This is a genomic window from Nocardiopsis halotolerans DSM 44410 (assembly GCF_000341065.1).
In the GTDB taxonomy this organism is placed as follows: domain Bacteria; phylum Actinomycetota; class Actinomycetes; order Streptosporangiales; family Streptosporangiaceae; genus Nocardiopsis; species Nocardiopsis halotolerans.
Genome location: NZ_ANAX01000153.1, coordinates 26,657 through 46,808 on the forward strand (window position 1 = coordinate 26,657; position 20,152 = coordinate 46,808).

General features: G+C 72.4%; 16 protein-coding genes and 1 pseudogene. 8 read left to right on the forward strand and 9 right to left on the reverse strand.

Annotated features, from left to right (window positions below; all coding sequences use genetic code 11):
* Positions 1–241: 241 nt before the first annotated feature.
* Positions 242–1,732 carry a S1C family serine protease gene (locus D455_RS0111240; RefSeq protein ID WP_241480231.1) on the forward strand — a complete coding sequence of 497 codons (1,491 nt, stop codon included), beginning with the start codon at positions 242–244 and terminating at the stop codon, positions 1,730–1,732.
* Positions 1,733–1,909: 177 nt separating this feature from the next.
* Positions 1,910–3,451, forward strand: a complete 1,542-nt coding sequence (locus D455_RS0111245; RefSeq protein ID WP_017570826.1) for a hypothetical protein — start codon at positions 1,910–1,912, stop codon at positions 3,449–3,451.
* Positions 3,452–3,655: 204 nt separating this feature from the next.
* Here the strand turns inward: D455_RS0111245 and D455_RS0111250 are convergent, their stop codons facing one another.
* Entirely contained in the window at positions 3,656–4,795 is a 1,140-nt protein-coding gene (locus D455_RS0111250; protein ID WP_017570827.1) for an Mrp/NBP35 family ATP-binding protein, read from the reverse strand.
* Between the two features lie 472 nt (positions 4,796–5,267).
* Here D455_RS0111250 and D455_RS0111255 point away from each other — a divergent pair, with 472 nt between their 5' ends.
* Complete coding sequence (locus D455_RS0111255) at positions 5,268–6,323, forward strand: CPBP family intramembrane glutamic endopeptidase (protein ID WP_017570828.1); 1,056 nt, start codon at positions 5,268–5,270, stop codon at positions 6,321–6,323.
* A gap of 335 nt (positions 6,324–6,658) precedes the next feature.
* Here the strand turns inward: D455_RS0111255 and D455_RS0111260 are convergent, their stop codons facing one another.
* A complete protein-coding gene (locus D455_RS0111260; RefSeq protein WP_017570829.1) occupies positions 6,659–7,132 on the reverse strand; it encodes a GtrA family protein in 474 nt (157 codons plus the stop codon).
* 234 nt (positions 7,133–7,366) lie between these two features.
* Here D455_RS0111260 and D455_RS0111265 point away from each other — a divergent pair, with 234 nt between their 5' ends.
* A complete protein-coding gene (locus tag D455_RS0111265; protein WP_040684794.1) occupies positions 7,367–8,524 on the forward strand; it encodes a 5-(carboxyamino)imidazole ribonucleotide synthase in 1,158 nt (385 codons plus the stop codon).
* The gene (purE, locus tag D455_RS0111270) at positions 8,521–9,075 is read left to right on the forward strand and encodes a 5-(carboxyamino)imidazole ribonucleotide mutase (protein WP_017570831.1); all 555 of its coding nucleotides are present in this window, start codon (positions 8,521–8,523) and stop codon (positions 9,073–9,075) included. Before D455_RS0111265 ends, purE begins: the two co-directional genes overlap by 4 nt.
* A gap of 73 nt (positions 9,076–9,148) precedes the next feature.
* Here the strand turns inward: purE and D455_RS0111275 are convergent, their stop codons facing one another.
* Positions 9,149–9,736 (reverse strand): TetR/AcrR family transcriptional regulator, encoded by a 588-nt coding sequence (locus D455_RS0111275; protein ID WP_017570832.1) that lies wholly within the window; start codon positions 9,734–9,736, stop codon positions 9,149–9,151.
* A 70-nt stretch (positions 9,737–9,806) separates the two neighbouring features.
* On the opposite strand from D455_RS0111275, the pseudogene D455_RS30075 reads away from it, so the two are divergent.
* Positions 9,807–11,325, forward strand: a pseudogene (locus D455_RS30075) (MFS transporter).
* A gap of 24 nt (positions 11,326–11,349) precedes the next feature.
* On the opposite strand, the gene D455_RS0111285 reads toward D455_RS30075, so the two are convergent.
* From D455_RS0111285 to D455_RS0111300, 4 genes are all read right to left on the reverse strand, one after another.
* Complete coding sequence (locus D455_RS0111285) at positions 11,350–12,075, reverse strand: TNT domain-containing protein (protein WP_017570835.1); 726 nt, start codon at positions 12,073–12,075, stop codon at positions 11,350–11,352.
* A gap of 168 nt (positions 12,076–12,243) precedes the next feature.
* Positions 12,244–13,575 carry a UDP-glucose dehydrogenase family protein gene (locus D455_RS0111290; RefSeq protein WP_017570836.1) on the reverse strand — a complete coding sequence of 444 codons (1,332 nt, stop codon included), beginning with the start codon at positions 13,573–13,575 and terminating at the stop codon, positions 12,244–12,246.
* A 230-nt stretch (positions 13,576–13,805) separates the two neighbouring features.
* Positions 13,806–14,495 (reverse strand): hypothetical protein, encoded by a 690-nt coding sequence (locus tag D455_RS0111295; RefSeq protein WP_017570837.1) that lies wholly within the window; start codon positions 14,493–14,495, stop codon positions 13,806–13,808.
* An 18-nt stretch (positions 14,496–14,513) separates the two neighbouring features.
* A complete protein-coding gene (locus tag D455_RS0111300; RefSeq protein WP_017570838.1) occupies positions 14,514–16,019 on the reverse strand; it encodes an LCP family protein in 1,506 nt (501 codons plus the stop codon).
* Between the two features lie 416 nt (positions 16,020–16,435).
* On the opposite strand from D455_RS0111300, the gene D455_RS0111305 reads away from it, so the two are divergent.
* Both D455_RS0111305 and D455_RS0111310 read left to right on the forward strand, forming a co-directional pair.
* Entirely contained in the window at positions 16,436–17,431 is a 996-nt protein-coding gene (locus D455_RS0111305) for a glycosyltransferase family 2 protein (protein WP_026122529.1), read from the forward strand.
* Between the two features lie 112 nt (positions 17,432–17,543).
* Positions 17,544–18,548 (forward strand): DUF4429 domain-containing protein, encoded by a 1,005-nt coding sequence (locus tag D455_RS0111310; protein WP_017570840.1) that lies wholly within the window; start codon positions 17,544–17,546, stop codon positions 18,546–18,548.
* A gap of 15 nt (positions 18,549–18,563) precedes the next feature.
* On the opposite strand, the gene D455_RS0111315 is transcribed toward D455_RS0111310, so the two are convergent.
* Complete coding sequence (locus tag D455_RS0111315) at positions 18,564–19,361, reverse strand: glycerophosphodiester phosphodiesterase (RefSeq protein ID WP_017570841.1); 798 nt, start codon at positions 19,359–19,361, stop codon at positions 18,564–18,566.
* Positions 19,358–20,107: an IspD/TarI family cytidylyltransferase gene (locus D455_RS0111320; RefSeq protein WP_017570842.1), complete on the reverse strand. Its 750-nt coding sequence runs from the start codon at positions 20,105–20,107 to the stop codon at positions 19,358–19,360. The genes D455_RS0111315 and D455_RS0111320 overlap by 4 nt, the downstream gene beginning before the upstream one ends.
* Positions 20,108–20,152: the final 45 nt, after the last annotated feature.

Consider the following 20,152-nt stretch of genomic DNA (forward strand, 5'->3'; position numbering starts at 1 on the left):
TGGAACACCCCCCGAGCGCGCTGCGCCCGACTCGGCGCACACGCCGGGTCAGGCGCCTGCGGAACACCTCGGGCGGTCCGACCGCACCGCCGAACCACCACCTTCACCCTCCCCGAACGTCCCCGTGGACCAGGGAGGCGACCCCGTGCCCCCGCGCCACCCGGGAGCGGCCCCGCCTCCCGGGCGGGGAGTCCCCGGCACACAGGCCGCTCCCGCCCAGCCTCCCGGCAGTGGAGACCCCATGAACCCCACCCCCACCCCCAGCCCCGGACCGGGCGAGCAGCCCGGAACCCCACGAGCCGACCAGGCCCTCTTCGCGAGCGGAGGCGCCCCGGGGCACGCCCAGCACACCGGTTCCACAGGGACCCCCGGACACGCGGGAAACCCCGCCCCCACCTCGGGCTCCAGTAATCCTGTGCATCCCCCCGCCCCCTCGGGACCCACCCAGTACACCGGCCCCACCGGGCAGTCGGCCGCGCACGGTGACTACGCGGCGGCCTTCCAAGCGGGGTACTCCGCGTCCACGAACCAGGCGGGCCACCCCGCTCCCGGTACTCCCACGGGGCAGCAGGGCCACCACAGCGCACAGCAGCCCGTTTCGCAGCCCTTCCCGCAGGTCTCCCCGCGGCCCGAGGCACCCAAGCGGCCCCGGCGCGGCGTCCCGGCGTGGATGGCACTGTCGGGCATGCTCGTCGTCGCGCTCATCGCCGGAGGCGCGGGCGGTGTCGCGGGCACCTTCCTCGGCGACTCCGGCACCCCGGAGGCGGCACCGGAGGAGGACCCGGTCATGAACGAACCGCCGCCCGAGGCGCCCCAGCGCGCCCCCGACACCGTCGCGGGCGTGTCGCAGCGGGTCAGCCCGAGCGTGGTGTTCATCAGGAGCGACGACCCACGCGTCCCGAACAGCGGTTCCGGGTTCATCATCGAGGGGAACTACGTGGTGACCAACGACCACGTCTCCTCCGGCCTGGTGGAGGAGGGCATCGTCGTGGAGTACAGCGACGGCAGCCTCTCCGACGCCACCGTGGTCGGCTCCGACCCCAGTTCCGACCTCGCGGTCCTGTCCCTCGCGGACCCGATCGACGTCGAGCCGCTCCAGTTCGGCGACTCCGAGGAGGTCGTCGTCGGCGACGAGGTGATCGCCATCGGCGCGCCCCTGGGGCTCTCGGGGACCGTCACGCAGGGCATCATCAGCGCCGTCAACCGTCCGGTCAGCTCCGGCGAGGGCTCCAGCCGCTTCTACGCGCTCCAGACCGACGCCGCCATCAACCCGGGCAACTCCGGCGGCCCGCTGGTGGACATGCGGGGCCGCGTCATCGGGGTCAACTCCATGATCGTCACCATGGGCGGCCAGATGGGCCAGCCCTCGGGCAACATCGGTCTGGGTTTCGCGATCCCGTCGGCCGAGGTGGAGCGCGTCGTGAACCGCCTCGTCGAGTACGGCGAGACCGAGTACGCCGACCTCGGGATCGAGATCGACCTGGACAGCCCTCTCGCGGGCGCGGTCATCGCCGACGGTGAGAACGCGGTGGAGAGCGGTGGCCCGGCCGACGAGGCGGGGCTGCGGCCCGGCGACGTCATCGTCTCCCTGGGCGGACGACCGGTGAACTCGGGACAGGAGCTGCTCGCCATGCTGCGCAGCCGCACCCCGGGTGACGAGATCGAGGTCGGGTACGAGCGCGACGGCCAGCGCGAGACCACCACGGTCACGCTGGGGTCGTCCGACGACTGACCGGTCCGCGCGGACGGCCGACCGGACACACGTGGGGTTCCGAGCACCGCGCTCGGGACCCCACGCCGTTGGTCGGACCCCTGTGCGAGAGTGCTCCGCGCCAGCCGTTCCCGCCGAACGCCACGGCCGGACGCGCGGAGCGGACGAACCCGCCGAAGCGATCCACCGGAGTACCCCATGCACGACCAGACCGGCTCCCCACCGACCGGCCCCGTCGAAGGTTCCCCCGGCGCCCCGGTCGTCGTCTACGACACCGAGGTGCGCGCCGAGGACCAGTGGCACGAGGCCCCGCAGCTGATGGTCCACCTGGACCGGGGAGGGCCGTCCGAGGTGGCGGAGCTGTCCTGGCGCTCCTCCGACGGAGCGGAGACCGTGCTCGCGTTCGACGACGGGATGAGGGCCTTCCGCGGACACCGCCGCTCCGCCGACGGCTCCTCGCAGGACTACCGCGGTGCCGAGCGTGAGCGCTGGCCGGGCTCCGAGGAGAAGGGACACGTCCAGCCGCAGGTCTTCGCCACCGAGGAGGACGGGGACGGCGACCAGCCGGTCGAGGGCCGCTTGCGTCTGGCGCTGGACGACGGTCGGGGACCCGTCGAGCGGGTCACGTGGCGCGACCGGCGGGGCACCTTCGCGTCCGTGGCCCTACGGGACAGGGCCGCCGTCCGCGGCACCGTGCCGGTGGCCGTGAGGGAGGTCGTGGCCAGCGACGAGTACGAGTCGGCCGGTGAGGTCGCCCAGAACCTTCTCACCGCGGGCCCGCACAAGTGGCTGGCGTTCGAGAGCACGGCGACCCTGGACTTCGTCCTGTCGGAACCCGCCGTCGTCACCGCCTACCAGCTCACCGCGGCGAACGACTACCGGGACCGCGATCCCCGGGACTGGCGGCTCCGGGGATCGATGGACGGCGACACCTGGTACACCATCGACTCGCGCGTGGACCAGGCCTTCCCCCGGCGCTTCCAGGAGCGCGAGTACGCCGTGGCCAACTCCACGGCGTACTCCCGGTACCGCCTCGACATCAGCCGCAACTGGGGGCGGCAGCCCGAGACGCAGCTCAACCGGGTGCGGTTGCTCACCACGGACGAGGCCGAGCTCGCCGGTGCCCCCGTGCTCGTCTCCCAGATCGTGGCCAGCGGCGAGAACCGGCGCGCCGGTGAGGTCGCGACCAACCTGCTCGACGCCGGTGCGGGCAAGTGGCTCGTCTTCACGAGGAAGGCCTCGCTGGAGTTCCTCCTGCCCGCGCCGACGGCCGTCACGGCCTACGCGCTGACCTCCGCCAACGACCACTGCTCGCGGGACCCGAAGGACTGGGTGCTGGAGGGGTCCCGGGACGGGAACACCTGGGTGGCCCTCGACCGGCGGGCCGAGGAGGGCTTCTCCGAGCGCTTCCTGGTGCGTGAGTTCACCACGGGAAACACGACGCCGTACTCCCGGTACCGGCTGCGCATCACCGCCAACGCGGAGGGTGTCGGCGAGGTCCAACTGCACCGGGTACAGCTGCTGGCGAAGGAGGACGACGGGTCCTTCGCCCGCAGGGAGTTCTCCGGCATCGTCCGGACCGGTCACGGCCCCACCGTCGGTTACCGGGGACGAGCCGTCGCCGGCATCGGTCCGAGGGAGTCGGACGAGCCAGCCCGGAAGGGCTCGGAGCTCGGCACGACCCCGGTGGAGGAGCCCGCGGTACCGGACCCGGAGGTCACCGAGGCGCGGGGACGATGACGCGCCCCTCTCCGAACCCCCGTGCCGAGGAGCCACGCGAGCCGCGGACGGGCATGGCGGGGGCCGACGCCTTCCGGAGGACCCGTCCGGGGTTTGGCGGACACGCACCCCGACGGTGAGGAACGAGAGGACCCCGACGCGGAAGGCGTCGGGGTCCTCTCGTGGTTCCTCCACGGCATGCCGGGCTCACGCGCCCGCGTGCCGCTAGCGACCCGCCGGGGAGATGCCCAGCTGCATACCGGCCAGCCCGCGCGGCTTGCCGACCAGACCCTCGGCGACCGACGAGATCACCTTGCTGGCCTCGGCCTCGGGGTCGGTCAGCACCAGGGGCTTGCCCTCGTCGCCGCCCTCGCGGACACGGGGGTCCAGGGGCACCTGGCCCAGCAGCGGGATCTTCGTGCCCAGCGTCTTGCCGAGGGCGTCGGCGACCGTCTGGCCACCGCCCTCGCCGAACAGGTGCAGCGGCTCCCCGCCGCCCGGCGGCAGGTAGTACGACATGTTCTCGATCACGCCCGCGATCCGCTGGTGGGTCTGGGCGGTGATGGCGCCCGCGCGCTCGGCCACCTCGGCGGCGGCCTGCTGCGGGGTGGTCACCAGGAGCAGCTCGGCGCTGGGCAGCAGCTGCGCCGTGGAGATGGCGATGTCACCGGTGCCGGGGGGCAGGTCCATCAGCAGGACGTCCAGGTCGCCCCAGAACACGTCCGACAGGAACTGCTGGAGGGCGCGGTGCAGCATCGGGCCCCGCCACACCACCGGCTGGTTGCCCTGGGTGAACATACCGACCGAGATGACCTTGATGTCGTGCGCGGTCGGCGGCAGGATCATGTCCTCGACCTTGGTCGGGAAGTCCGACGCGCCGAGCATGCGCGGCACCGAGTGACCGTAGATGTCGGCGTCGACGACACCGACCTTGTGGCCCTGGGCGGCCATGGCCGCGGCCAGGTTCACGGTGACGGACGACTTGCCGACGCCGCCCTTGCCGGAGGCGACGGCGTAGACCTTGGTGAGCGAGTTCGGCTTGGCGAAGGGGATCTCCTTCTCCGCCTGGCCGCCGCGCAGCTTGGTCTGGAGCTCCTTGCGCTGCTCGTCGCTCATCACGTCGAGTTCGACGCGCACGGAGGTGACCCCGGCGACCTTGGTCACCGCTTCGGTCACGTCCTTCTCGATACGGCCCTTCATCGGGCATCCGGCCACCGTGAGGTAGATGCCCACGCTCACGACACCGTCGTCGGCGATGTCGACGCTCTTGACCATACCGAGGTCGGTGATGGGTCGGTGGATCTCCGGGTCTTGCACCGTGGCCAGGGCTGCGTGCACCTGATCGGTGGATGGTGTGGAGGACATGTACTCAATCGTAGGTCAGCGGGACGGGACGGTCGGCCTGCGGTGTCGCTCTCACGGGCCATCCTGTTCAACGGGGGCGCCGCGCCCCGCATTCCGCGGCCCGGAACCGGTGCCGTGTGGCCGTCGCCATGGCGGCGCGCCGTGGGGCGGGGAAGGGGGAAACGGGGAGGGGAGTGTGAGGGATGTCGCCGTGTCGCGGGACCCGCGGGCCGTCCGACGGCGTGCCTCCCGGAGGTGCCCAGGGGTCGGTGCGTACCGTGACCAGGCGATAACGGCGTGGCCTTAACGCTGGCGATACATGCCCGGATAGTAGTCTCGGCGCACCATGGGAAATGTGCCGCCACCGCCTGGTTCGTCCTGGCCCGCCGCGCCCGAGGGGCCGGAGGGGCGGACGTCCGGGACCCACACACAGGAACAGACCTGGGCGGATCCTCCCGGAGGAGGGAGACTGACGCCGCCCGGGGGACAGCCCATGGCCAGCGCCGCCCCGGACGTGTGGGCCTGGCCTCCGCCGCGGCCGGTGCGTACGAACACGTTCGCCCGCGCGGAACTCCCCGAGGACGAGTCCTACCACAGACTCGGCCGGACGACGCGCTTCCGCTGGTGGTTCACGCCGCTGACCCTGGCCGTCCTCGCGGTCCTGCTGTTCTTCCTGTCCATGGCCATCGTCCTGTCGGTGACGATCGTGGGCATCATCGGCGGCAGCGGCCTGGCACCGGAGTCGGTCACCCTCAGCGTGATCGCCGAGATGGCCTTCGGGCTCCTGTCCCTGGCGCTGTTCATCCCCATCGTCCTCTTCCTGGTACGCGTGGTGCAGTGGCGCCGGACCGGTTCGCTGTTCTCGGTCGAGGGCCGGATGCGCTGGGGCTGGCTGGCCCGCTGCACGGCGGTGGCGATCGTTCCCGTCGCCCTGTGCGTGATGGCGTTCCTGCCGCTGGCGGAGCTTCTCCAGCCGGAGATGATGCCCCGCGAGGACTCCGGCGGAACCGAGGTGTTCGCCGCGGCGATGACCGCCATCGTGCTGCTGGTGCCGTTCCAGTCGGCCGCCGAGGAACTCACCCTGCGCGGCCTGCTCATGCAGCTGGTGGGGGCGATCGGCGCCCGTCCCGGTGAGCGGGGCGGCGGTTCGGCGGTGTCGCGGGTGCTGCGCTCCCCCGGTCCGGCCATCCTGGCCAGCGGAACCCTGTTCGCGGTGCTGTACCTGTTCACGCACCCGGGGGACCCGTGGACGACGGCGGCGCTCGCGGTGATGGGCCTGGGGATGTCCTGGCTCACCTGGCGCACCGGCGGTCTGGAGGCGGCGATCAGCCTGCACGTGGTCAACAGCCTCGTGCAGTTCACGCTGTGCGTGTTCGAGGGCCGCATGGAGCAGATCGGCACGGGGCTGGTGGTCGGCTCCGGACTGCCCCTGGGGGCGGGTTCGCCGCTGGTCCTGGTGCTCACGCTGATTCAGGTGGGGCTGTACGTGCTGGTGGTGGTCTGGCTGGCGGGCCGCCGAGGGGTGCGGCGCAGGAGCGCCGTCACCTAGGGAGTGTCTTTCTGGATGCTCTCGTGCCTGTCGGCGGAGCCGACACCCCGCGCGCGGCCCATGCCCCCGCTGTGCAGTGCCTCGCGGGCTCGGCGGCACCGCGCAGCGGGGGCCCGACCGTCCCTCGCGGGACGTGGCGCGCGGCGCGGCCCGGTTTGGCCGTGCGGGCGTCACCGGCGCGGCGGGAGGCGACCCGTGGGCCGCGGGCACGGAACGAGCCAAAGAACACGACCCGGTGGCTGACCGGTGACGTTGTCGATGTGGCCGGAGCGTTCCGACCCCGGATGACGATGAGGCGGGTCGGTGAACCCCCGCGGTCACCGCGCTGGGTACGTCTACGCGACGTGCGCGCGGGACGGGGCCTCACGTGACGCGGGCTGTTCGGGGAACACCCAGGTCCGGTAGGAGAAGAACCGGAAGAGCGTGCCGAGGCCCACCCCCACCACGTTGCCCGCGATGTTGCTCGCGAGCGGGCCCTCCAGGCCCAGCACGTACACCGAGAAGCCCAGGCAGCCCAGCTGGATCAGCATCCCGACGCCGTTCATCACCAGGAACAGCAGGGTCTCGCGGCCGTAGCCGGTCCGGACCCGGTCGCTGAAGGTCCAGAACCGGTTGCCGACGAACGCCACCGCGATGGAGCACAGCGTTCCGATGACCTGGCCGGTGAGCGGGGCGGCACCGGCCACGCTCCACAGCAGGTTGGTCGTCCCCAGCTGCACGACGTAGGCCACGGCGCCCACGGAGCCGAACTTTCCCACCTCCCGGGCGAGCTTGGCGATCCTGGGGTGGCGGGAGAGGAAGTTCCGCACGGCCTGCGCCTCCAGTCATGTGGTCGGTTTGGTCGGGTCCGGGACCCGTCTCGGACGGACCGCCGACCGGGGGCAATGGGGGCTTGGGGCCGTCACGCGCACACGCCCTAGACTCTAGCGGGGGCTCCGAGGAAGGACCCCGGCCGCGGGTTCCGAGCCGATCCGGCCAGGTCCCGCCATGCGCGGGGCCGTCCCGTCACCGCGGTTGACGAGCAGCATGTGAGTTGAGGAACTGTGAGCGAGCGTAACCGCACCGTCCCCCGCGTGGGAATGGTGGGAGGGGGCCAACTCTCCAGGATGACCCACCAGGCGGGCATCGGCCTGGGCGTCGACTTCTCGGTCCTGGCGGCCAGCCCCACCGACAGCGCGGCCCTGGTCTGCGGCGACGTCACCCTGGGGGACGACCGCGGTCTCGACGACGTCCTGGCCTTCGCCAAGGCTCGCGACGTGGTCACCTTCGACCACGAGCACGTGCCCGAGCCCGTCCTGCGCGCGGTGGAGGAGGCGGGCGGTCTTCTGCGCCCCAGCCGTGACGCCCTGCGCTTCGCCCAGGACAAGCTGCGCATGCGCACCCGCATGGCCGAGCTGGACGCCCCCTCACCGCGCTGGCGGGCCGTCACCACCCTGGAGCACGTCACCGCCTTCGCCGGGGACACCGGCTGGCCGGTCGTCCTCAAGGCCGCCCGGGGCGGCTACGACGGCAAGGGCGTGTGGGTCGTCGGCGACCCCGACGAGGCGCGCGGGGTCGTGGACCGCGCCGCCGCCGAGGAGGTGCCGCTCCTGGTGGAGGAGAAGGTGGACTTCTCGCGGGAGCTGGCCGTGCAGGTGGCCCGGTCCCCGCACGGGCAGGTCGCGGTGTACCCGGTCGTGGAGACCGTGCAGCGCGGCGGGATCTGCCACGAGGTGATCGCCCCCGCCCCGCACCTGTCCGAGGAGAAGGCCACCCTCGCCCAGCAGCTGGCCATCGAGATCGCCCAGGCCCTGGACGTGACCGGGGTGCTGGCCGTGGAGCTGTTCGAGACCGCCGGCGGCGTGGTCGTCAACGAGCTGGCCATGCGCCCGCACAATTCGGGCCACTGGAGCATCGAGGGTGCGCGCACCTCCCAGTTCGAGCAGCACCTGAGGGCCGTGCTGAACCTGCCGCTGGGGTCGCCGCGCACCAACGCCCCCTACACCGTCATGGCCAACCTGCTGGGCGGCGCGGACCCCGAGGTCTACCGTCGCTACCTGCACGTGATGGCGAAGGACCCCGAGGTGAAGGTGCACTTCTACGGCAAGGAAGTGCGTCCGGGCCGCAAGATCGGGCACGTCACCGTGATGGGCGAGGACTACCAGGACCTGCTGGAGCGCGCCAGAGACGCCGCCGCCTACCTGCGAGGAGACGAACAGTGACTGACAGCGCCAACGGGCGGGACGCGAGGGGCCCCGTGGTGGGCATCGTGATGGGCTCGGACTCCGACTGGCCGGTGATGCGCGAGGCCGCCGAGGCCCTGCGCGAGTTCGACGTCCCGTTCGAGGCCGACGTGGTCTCCGCGCACCGCATGCCGCACGAGATGATCTCCTACGGCGCCGAGGCCGCCGACCGCGGCCTGAAGGCGATCATCGCCGGTGCCGGTGGGGCCGCCCACCTGCCGGGCATGCTCGCCTCGGTGACCACCCTGCCGGTGGTGGGTGTTCCGGTGCCGCTGAAGTACCTCGACGGTATGGACTCGCTGCTGTCCATCGTGCAGATGCCCGCCGGTGTGCCGGTGGCGACGGTGGCCGTGGGCGCCGCCCGCAACGCCGGTCTGCTGGCGGTGCGGATGCTGGCCGCGAACGACCCCGAGCTGGCCGGGCGCATGGCCCGCTTCCAGGAGGAGCTGAAGGAGCAGGCCCACGCCAAGGGCGAGCGGCTGCGCCGCGAGGTCGCGAGCGACGGCAGGCCCGCGGGCTTCAGCTTCTGACACGTCCGGGAACGCGACGCCGACGGGGGCGGGGAGGGGCACGGGGACGTTCCCTCCCCGCCTCCGCGCGGCGCTACCGGTCAGCGCCGCCGTCCCCTCCGGGGAGCAGGGCCTCCAGGCCGGCGACGGCCTGGTCGGCGGTGGGCAGGCTGTCGGGGGCGACCAGGTACTGGAGCACGTAGCCGGTGACGAGGTTGTAGACCACGGACCCCAGCCCCGCCACGACGTCGGGGGAGACCTCCTCGGGGGCGACCCCGAGGATCAGGGCGCTGAGCTCCCGGCGCGCCTCGACGATCCCCTCGGACAGGGCGGCGCGCAGCCCCTCGTCGAACTGGGAGTGCGCGAAGGCCTGAACGCTCGCCACCATGAGTTCCCGGTGGGCGGGGAGGGTCTCGAACAGTGAGGCGAACAGCAGACGGGTCCGGTCCCGCGGGTTCGTGGGCTCGGCTCTCCTGATGATCTCCTCGAAGGCGTCCCCCCACTCGCCGCTGGCCTCGATCAGGGCGGTGTTCATCAGGTTGTCCTTGGACCCGAAGTGGTAGCCGATGGACGCCAGGTGGGCGCCTGAGGCGGCGGCGACGTCGCGTGCCGTGGTCTTGCTGTAACCCTTCTCCGCCAGGCACTTCTTGGCGCCCGCCAGCAGGTCCTCACGTTGGCTCATGCTTGCGATCCTAACATTTGAACGTACGTACATATTGACGGCTGATTTTGACGTACGTACGATCAAAACCATGCGAGACACAACCCCACGCGCCACCGCCCGTACCTGGGCCGGTCTGGTCGTCCTGCTCATCCCGGCTCTGCTGGTCTCCATGGACCTGTCGGTGCTCTTCGTCGCCGCACCGGCCATCGCCCACGACCTCGAACCCACCGCCACCCAGTGGCTATGGATGATGGACGTCTACGGTTTCGTCCTGGCCGGGCTCCTGGTCACCATGGGCTCCCTCGGCGACCGCTTCGGCCGCAGAAGGCTCCTGCTCGGCGGCGCCCTGCTCTTCGGGGCCGCCTCGGCGCTGCTCGCCCTCGCGCCCACCAGCGAACTCTTCATCGCCGGCCGCGCCCTGCTCGGGCTGGCCGGGGCCACCCTCGCCCCCTCCACGCTCTCCCTGATCCGCGGCCTGTTCACCGAGCCCCGGCAGGGGGGCGCNCGCCTTCACCGGGGGCGCCGTCGCCGGACCCATCATCGGAGGGCTGCTCCTGGAGTTCTTCGCCTGGGGGTCGGTCTTCCTGATCAACCTGCCCTTCATGGCCCTGCTGCTCCTGACCGGGCCCTTCCTGGTGCCCGAGTTCCGCGACCCGCGGAACGCCCGTTTCGACCTGCCCGGGGCGGCGCTGTCCCTGCTGGCGGTCCTGGGCCTGGTCCACGCGGCCAAGCGCGCCGTCGAGCACGGCGTCGAACCCCACGGCATGGCCGCCCTGGTGCTCGGGGCGGCCTTCCTCGTCCTGTTCGTGGTCCGCCAGCGCCGCGTCGCGTACCCGCTCATCGACGTCTCGTTGTTCGCCCGCCCGGCGTTCGGCTCGGCGGTCGGCGGCAACGCCGCGGTGTCCTTCGCCGCCGCGGGGATGGGCCTGCTGACCTTCACCTTCCTCCAGAGCGTGCACGGGCTCAGCCCTCTGACCGCCGCACTGTGGGCGCTGCCCACCTTCGCCACCACCGCCCTGGGCGCCACCGCGGGCGGCCTGCTCGCACCCAGGATCAGGCCAGCCCCGCTCATGGCGACGGGACTGGCCGTGGGGGCCGCCGGATTCGTCCTGGTCGGCCTGGTGGACCCGGACACACCCCTGCCGCTGTTCATCGGTGCCTACGGGCTGATCAGCATGGGCGCCGGGGTGGTGGGCACCCTCGCCAACAGCCTGGTGCTGGCCACCGCGCCCCCCGAACGCGCCGGAGCCGCCGCCGGGGTGTCCGAGACCAGCGCCGAGTTCGGCGCCGCCCTGAGTATCGCCGCCCTCGGCACGGTCGCGACCGGTGTCTACCGCTCCGCGATGGCGGACGTCGGCGGACCCGCCGGTGAGACCGTCAGCGGAGCGGTGGCGACCGCGCCGCACCTGCCCGAGGCCGAGGCCGCCGTGCTGTTGGAGACCGCCTTCGCCGCCTACACCCAGGGCCTCAACACGGCCGCGCTGACCGGGGCCACCGTGCTCGGGATCCTGGCCGTCACGGTCCTGGTCGCCCTGCGGCGGCTGCCCGCCGGAACCGGTGAGGCCTCCGAGGGTTCGGAGACCGAGGGGGCGGTGGACCGGACGTGACCGCACGGGTGCGCCGGGAACCGCTCAGTCGAGGACGAGGTGGAGGTAGTTGGCGAAGCCGCGCGGCATGACGCACTCCTCGGCGGGCCGCTGCTCCACGTAACCGCCCCCCAGGAGCTGGTCGACCGAGGCGTACTCCGCCTCGGGGGACTCCACGACCCCCTCGGCCGGGACGAGCACCTGCTGACCGCCGCCGGGCTGCTCGAAGTGCGGCGCGATCGGCCCGACCAGGGCGGTGAACTCCTCGGTCACCTCGTAGCAGTTGTAGTTGTGCTCGGCCCCGTTCGGCCAGGTGTTCAGCGAGTCCGGTGGCAGGGCCCGCCGCTCGTAGGGCGCTCCCGCCGGGGCCAGGAAGGTCCCCCGGGAGGATCCGAACCGGTCCAGCATCGCCCCGTCGGACAGGGTCCGCAGCCTGGTGACCGGCTCACCGTCCTCCACCACGAAGCCCATGTGGTCGGGGTAGTCCCAGCCCTCCGGGGTGGCCCAGCGGTCCAGGAACTCGACGGGGGTGAGGTCGCCGAGCCGGTCGTACCCCTCCACCAGTGCGCCGACCGGACCGTCCTCCGGAAGTTCAGCGGGCCCCAGGCGGGGGTCGCCGCACAGATACCGCTCCAGGTCCTCCTCACCGGGGGGAGGATCGAGTACGGGGCAGTGCGCCGTGCCCGGCTCGTGCGGCACGGGTGCCGCGTGCACGGGTGCGGCCACCAGGAGCAGGGCCAGCGCGGTGCCGACCGTCACGGGAAGCTTCACGGGTGGGACTCCGTTCGTCCTCGAACACCCGGTGGCGCCGGGTGTAGGCGGGTAACTACGGAGAGAAGTCAACCACGGTCAGGAAGCCACGGCCGGAAACTCGCTGGAACACACGGACGGCCGGACCCCGGGGGATCCGGCCGTCACGTACGTGCGGGGAACGGGGGGCTACTGGCGGCCCAGCGCCCGGTAGGTCCAGCCCGAGGCGCGCCAGTACGTGGGGTCGAGCGCGTTGCGGCCGTCCACGATGCGCTTGCGGGCCACCACCCCGGCCAGGTCCTCCGGGTTGGCCTCGCGGAACTCCGCCCACTCGGTGAGCAGCAGCACCACGTCGGCGCCGCGCGCCGCCTCCAGCATGGAGTCCGCGTAGTTCAGCTCCGGGTGCGCCTCGCGCGCACGCTCCAGGGCCTGCGGGTCGTACACCGTCACCTGGGCGCCCAGCGAGGCGATCGTGGCGGCCACGTCCAGCGCGGGCGAGTCGCGGATGTCGTCGGAGTTGGGTTTGAAGGCCGCGCCCAACACGGTCACCGTGCGTCCGGCGAAACTGCCGCCGATCAGCTGACGGGCGATGTCGATGGTGCGCGCGCGGCGGCGCTGGTTGATCGCGTCCACCTCGCGCAGGAACGACAGCGCGGGCTCCACGCCCAGCTCGTCGGCGCGCGCCATGAACGCCCGGATGTCCTTGGGCAGGCAGCCGCCGCCGAAGCCCAGCCCCGGGCCGAGGAACTTGCCGCCGATGCGGTCGTCGTAGGACAGGGCCTCGGCCAGCTGGATGACGTCGGCACCGGCCACCTCCGACACCTCCGCCATGGCGTTGATGAAGGAGATCTTCGTGGCCAGGAAGGCGTTGGCCGACACCTTGACCAGCTCGGCGGTCTGGAGGTCGGTCACCAGGAAGGGGACGCCGCCGTCGATCTGCTGCTGCCACAGGGCGCGCACGGCCTTCTCCACGCGGGGGGAGTCGGTGCCGATCACGATCCGGTTCGGGTTCAGCGTGTCCTCCACGCCGAAGCCCTCGCGCAGGAACTCCGGGCTCCACCCCAGCTCGGCCTCCTCGCCGACGGGGGCGAGCGCGGCCAGCCGGGCGGCCAGGGTCGCCGCGGTGCCCACCGGGACGGTGGAGCGGCCCACGACCACGGCGGGCCGGGTCAGGTGCGGGGCCAGCTGGTCCACTGCGGCGTTGACGTAGCGCAGGTCGGCGGCGCCGGAGTCGTCGCGCTGCGGGGTGCCCACGCAGATCAGGTGCAGGTCGGCGAACCCGGCTGCCTCGGCGAAGGAGGTCGTGAAGCGCAGACGGCCGGTGTCGAGGTTGGCGGTGAGCAGCTCGTCCAGACCGGGCTCGTAGAAGGGCACACTGCCGGAGCGGAGCATGTCGATCTTGGCCTCGTCGACGTCGAGCCCCAGGACCTCGTACCCCATCTCGGCCAGACAGGCCGCGGTGGTGGCACCCAGGTACCCGGTACCGATCACGGAGACGCGCATACGGTCCGCTTCGACCACTGGTTGTGTCCTTCCTCGCTTTCGTCCGCTCCCATGCTGCTGGTTGTGCCCGCTGAAGGCGGTCAACACCCTGCTTCGGGGAAGAAAACGGACATCATTCGGCCTGCGGGTAGGTGCCCCGGGGCGGGCATCACCCTACGCCTCGGGGTGTGGCGCATGACCGAACACCGCGTGAACAGTCAGGCGCTCAGGTTACCGGTGGGTGTGGCGTACGCGGTACGGGGGCGCGCTCAGCGCCGACGGCCGAACCTCGTCCGGCCCTCGCCAGCGTCCAGGGGAGTCCACACGGCGCCGTTCCCTCCTCTGCGGAAGGGCGTGGTCGTCTTCTCGGGATCGTCGTCGAAGCCGGAGCCCCCGTCCCGGGGCGCGGGAGGGACGTCGGGGACGGCGTCCGGCACGGTGTCCCCGGCCGGACCGTTCCACGGGTCGTCGACGGCTCCGCCGCCGCGTGCCGCGCGCTGGTACTCCTCACGGTTGGCGCTGGCCACGATCCGGTGGCCGGAGCGAGCGTCGGCGTCGAGGGAGGCGGCCCGCCACCGGACGGGCATGGCGGCGGAGAACAGCAGCAGCGTTCCCAGCGGCAGCGCCACGGCCAGACCCGCGCCGGAGGGGTAGAGGGAACTGTCCTGGTTCAGCCAGGACAGCGCCGCCTCCATGGACGCGGGGTGCGCGACCGGCCACAGGCTCAGCGCCGCGAGCAGGGCGCCGCTGGCCCCGGCCACCAGCGGTGACACCCGGGACGCCACCAGGTAGGCGCACACGACCCCCGCCAGGCTCAGCACCACCACCGACGACACCGTCGCCACGGTCACGTCACCCTCGGCGATCCGCGGAAGCAGGTCGGCCGACCAGGCGGCGGCGACCCACAGCACGGGGGCCAGGGCGACACCGACGAGCAGGCCGACCAGGTGGTGCAGCACGTTGAACCCTCCCTCGGTTCACCCGCAGAGGTTCTCCCGGGCGGTCGAGACGTTCGTGGAGTCCTCGCCGGACGAGGGTTCCCCCTCCGACGTCGCGCTCGCCGCCTCCGGGGCGTTGAGCGACGTGTAGTCGAATCCGATCACGAGCTGGAGTCGGCCTTCCAGGGTGCCGTCCTCGACCGTCTCGGCGCCCGGGACCATCCCCGCGAGGTACTCGGCCTCCTCCGCGTCGTCCGGTCCGTGGCGCACCTGGGTCGTGGCGACGTCGAGGCTGCTCCAGTTCTGCGCCGGGGAGCTCACCTGGAACCCGGCGGCGGCCAGCTCGCCGTCCACCTGCGCGCCCAGGCCCGGGGTACCGACCCCGTTGAACACCTGCACGTGCACGTCGGCGGGCTGGAGCCCGGGGTCCGCGGCGGTGCCCTCCTCCTGGGGTTGGGCGATCGGGCGGTCGGCCTCGATCGTGTCGAACAGCTCCCGCGCGGCGGCCTCGTCCCACAGCACGGCGACGTCGCCGCGCGGCGTCCAGTAGGCCGGGTCGGAGACGGGCACCGTCGTGAAGGTGACCTGTCTCATGTCCAGGTCGCGCATCTGGTACGCGATCTCGTTGATCGTGCTGGTGTCCAACCCCTGGTCGACGGTCATCGACGACAGGGCGCTGTCCACGAAGTCGGTCAGCTTCGCCGGGTTGGAGAGCGTCTCGGTGCTCATCGCCCTGTCGAGCATCGCGGACAGCACCTGCTGCTGGCGCTCGATGCGGTCCAGGTCGCCGCCCTCGGTGGCGCGGGTGCGGGCGAAGGCCAGGGCCTCGGTCCCGTTCACCCGGTGCGTGCCCGCCGCCATGTCCAGGTGGGCCTTGGGGTCGTGGATCGGCTGGGGCAGGCACACCTCGATACCGCCCAGGGAGTCCACCACGTCCACGAAGCCGTTGAAGTCCACCTCGACGTAGTGGTCGACGCGGACGTCGGTGACCGACTCCACGGTCCGCACGGCCAGCTGCGGACCGCCGTGGGCGTAGGCGGCGTTGATCTTGTCGGGGCCGTGTCCGGGGATGTCGACCCACAGGTCGCGGGGGATGCCGACGACGGTGACGCGGTCGCGGTCGTGGTTGAGCCGCACCAGCATCATGGTGTCGGAGCGCTGGCCCGGAACGGACCCCACGCTCAGCTCCTCCTGGGCCTCGTCGCTCATCTCGTCGCGGCTGTCGGACCCGATCACGAGGAAGGTCAGTCCACCGGTCGGTTCCGGGCGGTCCTCCTCGGAGAGGGCGCCGAACACGTCGAACCGGTTCAGGGCCCCCGACATCCAGCCGGTGAGCGCCCACGAGGTTCCCGAGGCCAGCAGGACCAGCACCGACAGCGCGCTCATCACCAGCAGGCCCGTGCGGCGGCGACGGACGGCGGCACTCGGCACGGTCACCCGTCCCGACCTGGCGGAGCGCTCGGGGGGCACGGGAGGCACGGGCTGGGAACGCTTGCGGCGGAACTCTCCCCCCGGTCCCTGCCGTCCCGCGTTGTCGTCGCTCATCGGCGTCCCCGTCCCACCCGGTCAGCGGTGTCCTTCATCTCTAGGTTGTCACCCGAATCGCCGAAGCGAGCGGGATGTCAACCCACGGCGTGTTGTCCTCCCCTTTGCGTGGGCTCACGGGCCCCTCACGATCCCCTCGTACGTGTGACGCTCCGTACCTCGGTGAGGTTCCGCCCGGAACGGCGCGGCCGGTGGTGCGACGGGCGCACGGCGGCGGTGACGCGGCGGGAGCGCGTTCGGTGCGTGCCCGCTCCGGAAGGGACGCGGGCGGTGGTGGAACGGGGTTCACGCGGGCCGACGCGGCCGCACGGGTGCAGTACCGTTGACGCGCGTACGACGCAGTCCTACGCGCGTACGACGCGCGTACGACGAGGTCCTACGCAGTACCCGACACGTCTTGATCCTGGGAAGTGCCCGTGTCCTGGCCGCCTGTCTCCGTCGTCATGCCCGTACTCAACGAAGAGCGCCACCTCGCCGCGGCGGTGGCGCACGTCCTCGCCCAGGAGTACCCGGGCGAACTGGAGGTCGTGCTCGGGGTCGGCCCCTCCTCGGACCGCACCCGCGAGGTCGCCGACGGGATCGCGGCCGCCGATCCGCGCGTCAAGGTCGTGGACAACCCCACGGGCAGGACCCCCTCCGGGCTCAACGCCGCCATCGGGAAGTCCTCGCACGACATCGTCGCCCGTATCGACGGACACGCCATGATGCCCTCGGACTACCTGCGGGTGGCCGTCGAGACGCTCCAGGAGACCGGTGCCGACAACGTCGGCGGGATCATGGCCGCCGAGGGCACCACCCCCTGGGAGAAGGCCGTCGCCGCCGCCATGACCTCCAAGGTGGGCGTGGGCAACGCGCGCTTCCACACGGGAGGGGAGGGTGGCCCCGCCGACACCGTCTACCTGGGTGTCTTCCGGCGTTCGGCGCTGGAGCGGGTCGGTGGCTACGACGAGGCGTTCCTGCGCGCCCAGGACTGGGAGATGAACCACCGCATCCGCACCACCGGCGGCACGGTGTGGTTCCAGCCGCGCATGCGGGTCTCCTACCGCCCCCGCCGCAACGTGCGCCTGCTCGCCAAGCAGTACTTCCACTACGGCCGCTGGCGCAGGGTGGTCTCCCGCCAGCACAGGGGCACCATCAACCTGCGCTACCTGGCGCCGCCCGTCGCCCTGACGGGCGTGGCCCTCGGGCTGGTCGGCGGCTTCTTCCTCTGGCCGCTGTTCCTGGTCCCGGCCGCCTACCTGGCGCTGGTCACCGTCGCGTCGGTACCGCTCGGCCGCGGCCTGCCCGCCGCCAGCCTGCCGATGATCCCGCTCGCGCTGGCCACCATGCACATGTCGTGGGGCGCCGGGTTCATCACCAGCCCGCCCGGGCTCGGCTCGGACTCGCGTACGGCGCAGGCCGCCAGGGCCTGACGCTCCGCCACAGGCCGTCTTCGGCCGCGTTTGGCCGCCTTCGGACACCGGTTCCCCTCCGTACGGGGGAGGGCCTTCTGCTAAGCAGGTGCGGAGAAGGAGCGTGTGCCCCATGGATGACTTGCGCGGCGACCAGGCCGTGTGGCGGTTCGACGGCGAGACCGTCGCGATCAGGTACGAGACGCAGGGCTGGTTCAAGGATCCGCTGCTCAAACGGATAGGCCAGCTCGAAGTTCCGATCGGCGCGATCGCCGAGGTCGACTTCCGGCCCGGCGCGGGCCGCAGGAAGGGGTGGATCCTCCAACTGCGCCTGCGGAACCGGACGGACCCCTACGCGGCGGTCGGCGCGATGCTCAGGGAGAAGTCCCAACCCTTCCGCCTCACCGGCCAGGCCAGCGGCGAACTGGTCGCCGAGTACATGGCCGACCAGATCCGGTTCGCCGCCGAGCAGCGCACCGAGCCGCCCGCCCCCGACACGGCCACCCGTCTGGTGCCCCGGCCGCCCCTCCACATCCAGACCTCCGAGGGCACCGCGACCATGGACGACGACGGCGTGCGCCTGGTCTGGTCCGGTGCCGAGGCCAGCGGCCGCAAGCGCAGGGCGCAGCGCCGGGAGTACGGCATCACCGAGATCACCGGTGCGGAATGGGTGCCCTCCGACGGTTGGGAATGGGGCTACCTGCGCCTGGTCACCACCGGAGGCGGGGAGAGCTCGGCCAAACCCAGACAGGACCTCAACGTCCTCGTCGCCGACGAGGGGAACGAGAACTACGACACCCTGCTCATGGCCGCGACCGTCACCGCCCACGTGTGGGCCCGCGCGGAGCGGGGTTCCGGCGGTGGGGAGGGACGGAACGCGGTCGCCAGACTCAGGGACCCGCGGTGGTGGCTGGACACGGCGGCGAGGTCGGTGNACCTGCCGATCGGCTCCGGCGCGCAGGGCACCGGACCGGGGGAGACCCCGGAGGCCGGGGCCCCTCCCGGGGAGGCGGCCGGGAGCGGCGACACCGAGTGGATCTTCCGGCAGATCGAGCGACTGGGCGACCTGCACGCCAGGGGACTGCTCACCGACGAGGAGTTCTCCGCCAAGAAGGCCGAACTCCTCAACCGGATCTGAGGGGCCGGGTGGGGTTCAGGAGTCCCCGGAGCCGTCGGAACCCTCGGTGCCGCCGCCGACCTCCTTGAGGGCGGACACCGTCCCGGGCACGTCGTCCACCACGACCGCGTCCATCCCCGCGTCGGCGAAGCGGGCCGCGTCCACCGGGTCCGGGCACCAGGAGACCACCTCGATCCCCGCCCGGTGGGCCAGGTCCACGGTGTACTCCACCGACCTGCGACCCGGTCGGGGCGCGTCCCCGGTCAGGCCGAACGAACGCGCGTCGATCGCCACGACCGGGCACCCCATCCCCGCGGCCCCCGCCACGGCCTGGTCCAGCGGGTTGCGCACGAACGGCATCCACGCCGTCGGCACGCCGGGTGCCTCCTCGCGGACGGCGAGCAGGACGGCGGGGTCGAAGGAGCAGACGAACACCCGGCGACGCTCCGCCTCCTCGCGCAGGTACGGCAGGAGAAGGGACACCGTCCGCCGTGACGGGGCGTCGACCGCGTCCTCCATCACCGACTTGACGTCCACGTCCAGCCCCACACCGGGCGGGATCGCGGCCAGGCCCTCCTCCAGACCGAGCAACCCGGCCGCGGCGCACTCGTGCGCGGGCAGGTCCACGATCCAGCGGCCGTCGTCCAGGGCGTCGTTGTGGTACAGCACCAGCGCGTCGTCGGCGGTGCGGCGCACGTCGATCTCGACCCAGTCGGCCCCGGCCCGCGCCGCGGCGGCGTAGGACTCGGCCGTGTTCTCCCGGGCGCCGTCCACCACGCCGCGCCCCGCGCCCCGGTGTCCGATCACCTCCGTCGCCTCGAACACCCCGCTCACGCGTCCACCCCCGACAGGGCGGCGCGCTCCCGCATCCGGCGCAGCAGGGTCCCGGCGACCTCCACGTCGCCCGGGTTGGTCACCTTGATGTTGGTCTCCTCGCCCGGCACGATCCGTACCTCCTCCTCGGGCAGGTACCGCAGCACCACGCCGCAGTCGTCGGTGGCCACCAGGTCGGGGTCCGCGGTCGCCAGTTCGTAGGCGCGGCGGACCACGCCGAGCCGGAAACCCTGCGGTGTCTGCATCCGGCGAAGCCCCGCGCGCGGCGGGACCTGCGCGATCACCTCGCCGCCGGACCGGCCGGGCTCCACCCGCACCACGGTGTCGGCGCTGGGGACCGCGACCCCGACCGCGCCGACCCGTCCCAGTGCCTTCACGCACGCGCTGATCGTGTCCGGGAGGACGAGCGGGCGCGCGGCGTCGTGCAGCAGCGCCAGGTCGGTGTCGGACGCGTGCTCCATCGCGGCCAGGGCGGCGAGGGAGGTGTCGGTGCGGGTCGCGCCACCCGGGAGGACCGCGCTGACCTTGGTGAACCCGGCCGCGGAGACGATCTCCCCGACCCTGTCCAGGTACTCCTCCACCATGAGCACGACGATCTCGTCCACGTCCGGGCACGCCTCGAACGCGGCGATGGAGCGCTCGATGATGGGCCGCCCCTCCAGGGGCAGCAGCTGCTTGGGGGTGGACGCGCCCATCCGCGCGCCGACCCCTCCGGCCAGAACCGCCGCGATCACGCGCGGACGCATGGCTCCACCACTTTCCGTCGTCCACGGCCGCCGTCCACGGCGGGC

Coding starts and splice junctions, on each gene's coding strand:
- D455_RS0111250 (WP_017570827.1), bottom strand. CDS start 4,795: ATGTCCTCCACACCATCCACCGATCAGGTGCACGCAGCCCTGGCCACG.
- D455_RS0111240 (WP_241480231.1), top strand. CDS start 242: ATGAACCCCACCCCCACCCCCAGCCCCGGACCGGGCGAGCAGCCCGGA.
- D455_RS0111245 (WP_017570826.1), top strand. CDS start 1,910: ATGCACGACCAGACCGGCTCCCCACCGACCGGCCCCGTCGAAGGTTCC.
- D455_RS0111300 (WP_017570838.1), bottom strand. CDS start 16,019: ATGAGCGACGACAACGCGGGACGGCAGGGACCGGGGGGAGAGTTCCGC.
- D455_RS0111255 (WP_017570828.1), top strand. CDS start 5,268: ATGGCCAGCGCCGCCCCGGACGTGTGGGCCTGGCCTCCGCCGCGGCCG.
- D455_RS0111275 (WP_017570832.1), bottom strand. CDS start 9,736: ATGAGCCAACGTGAGGACCTGCTGGCGGGCGCCAAGAAGTGCCTGGCG.
- D455_RS0111320 (WP_017570842.1), bottom strand. CDS start 20,107: ATGCGTCCGCGCGTGATCGCGGCGGTTCTGGCCGGAGGGGTCGGCGCG.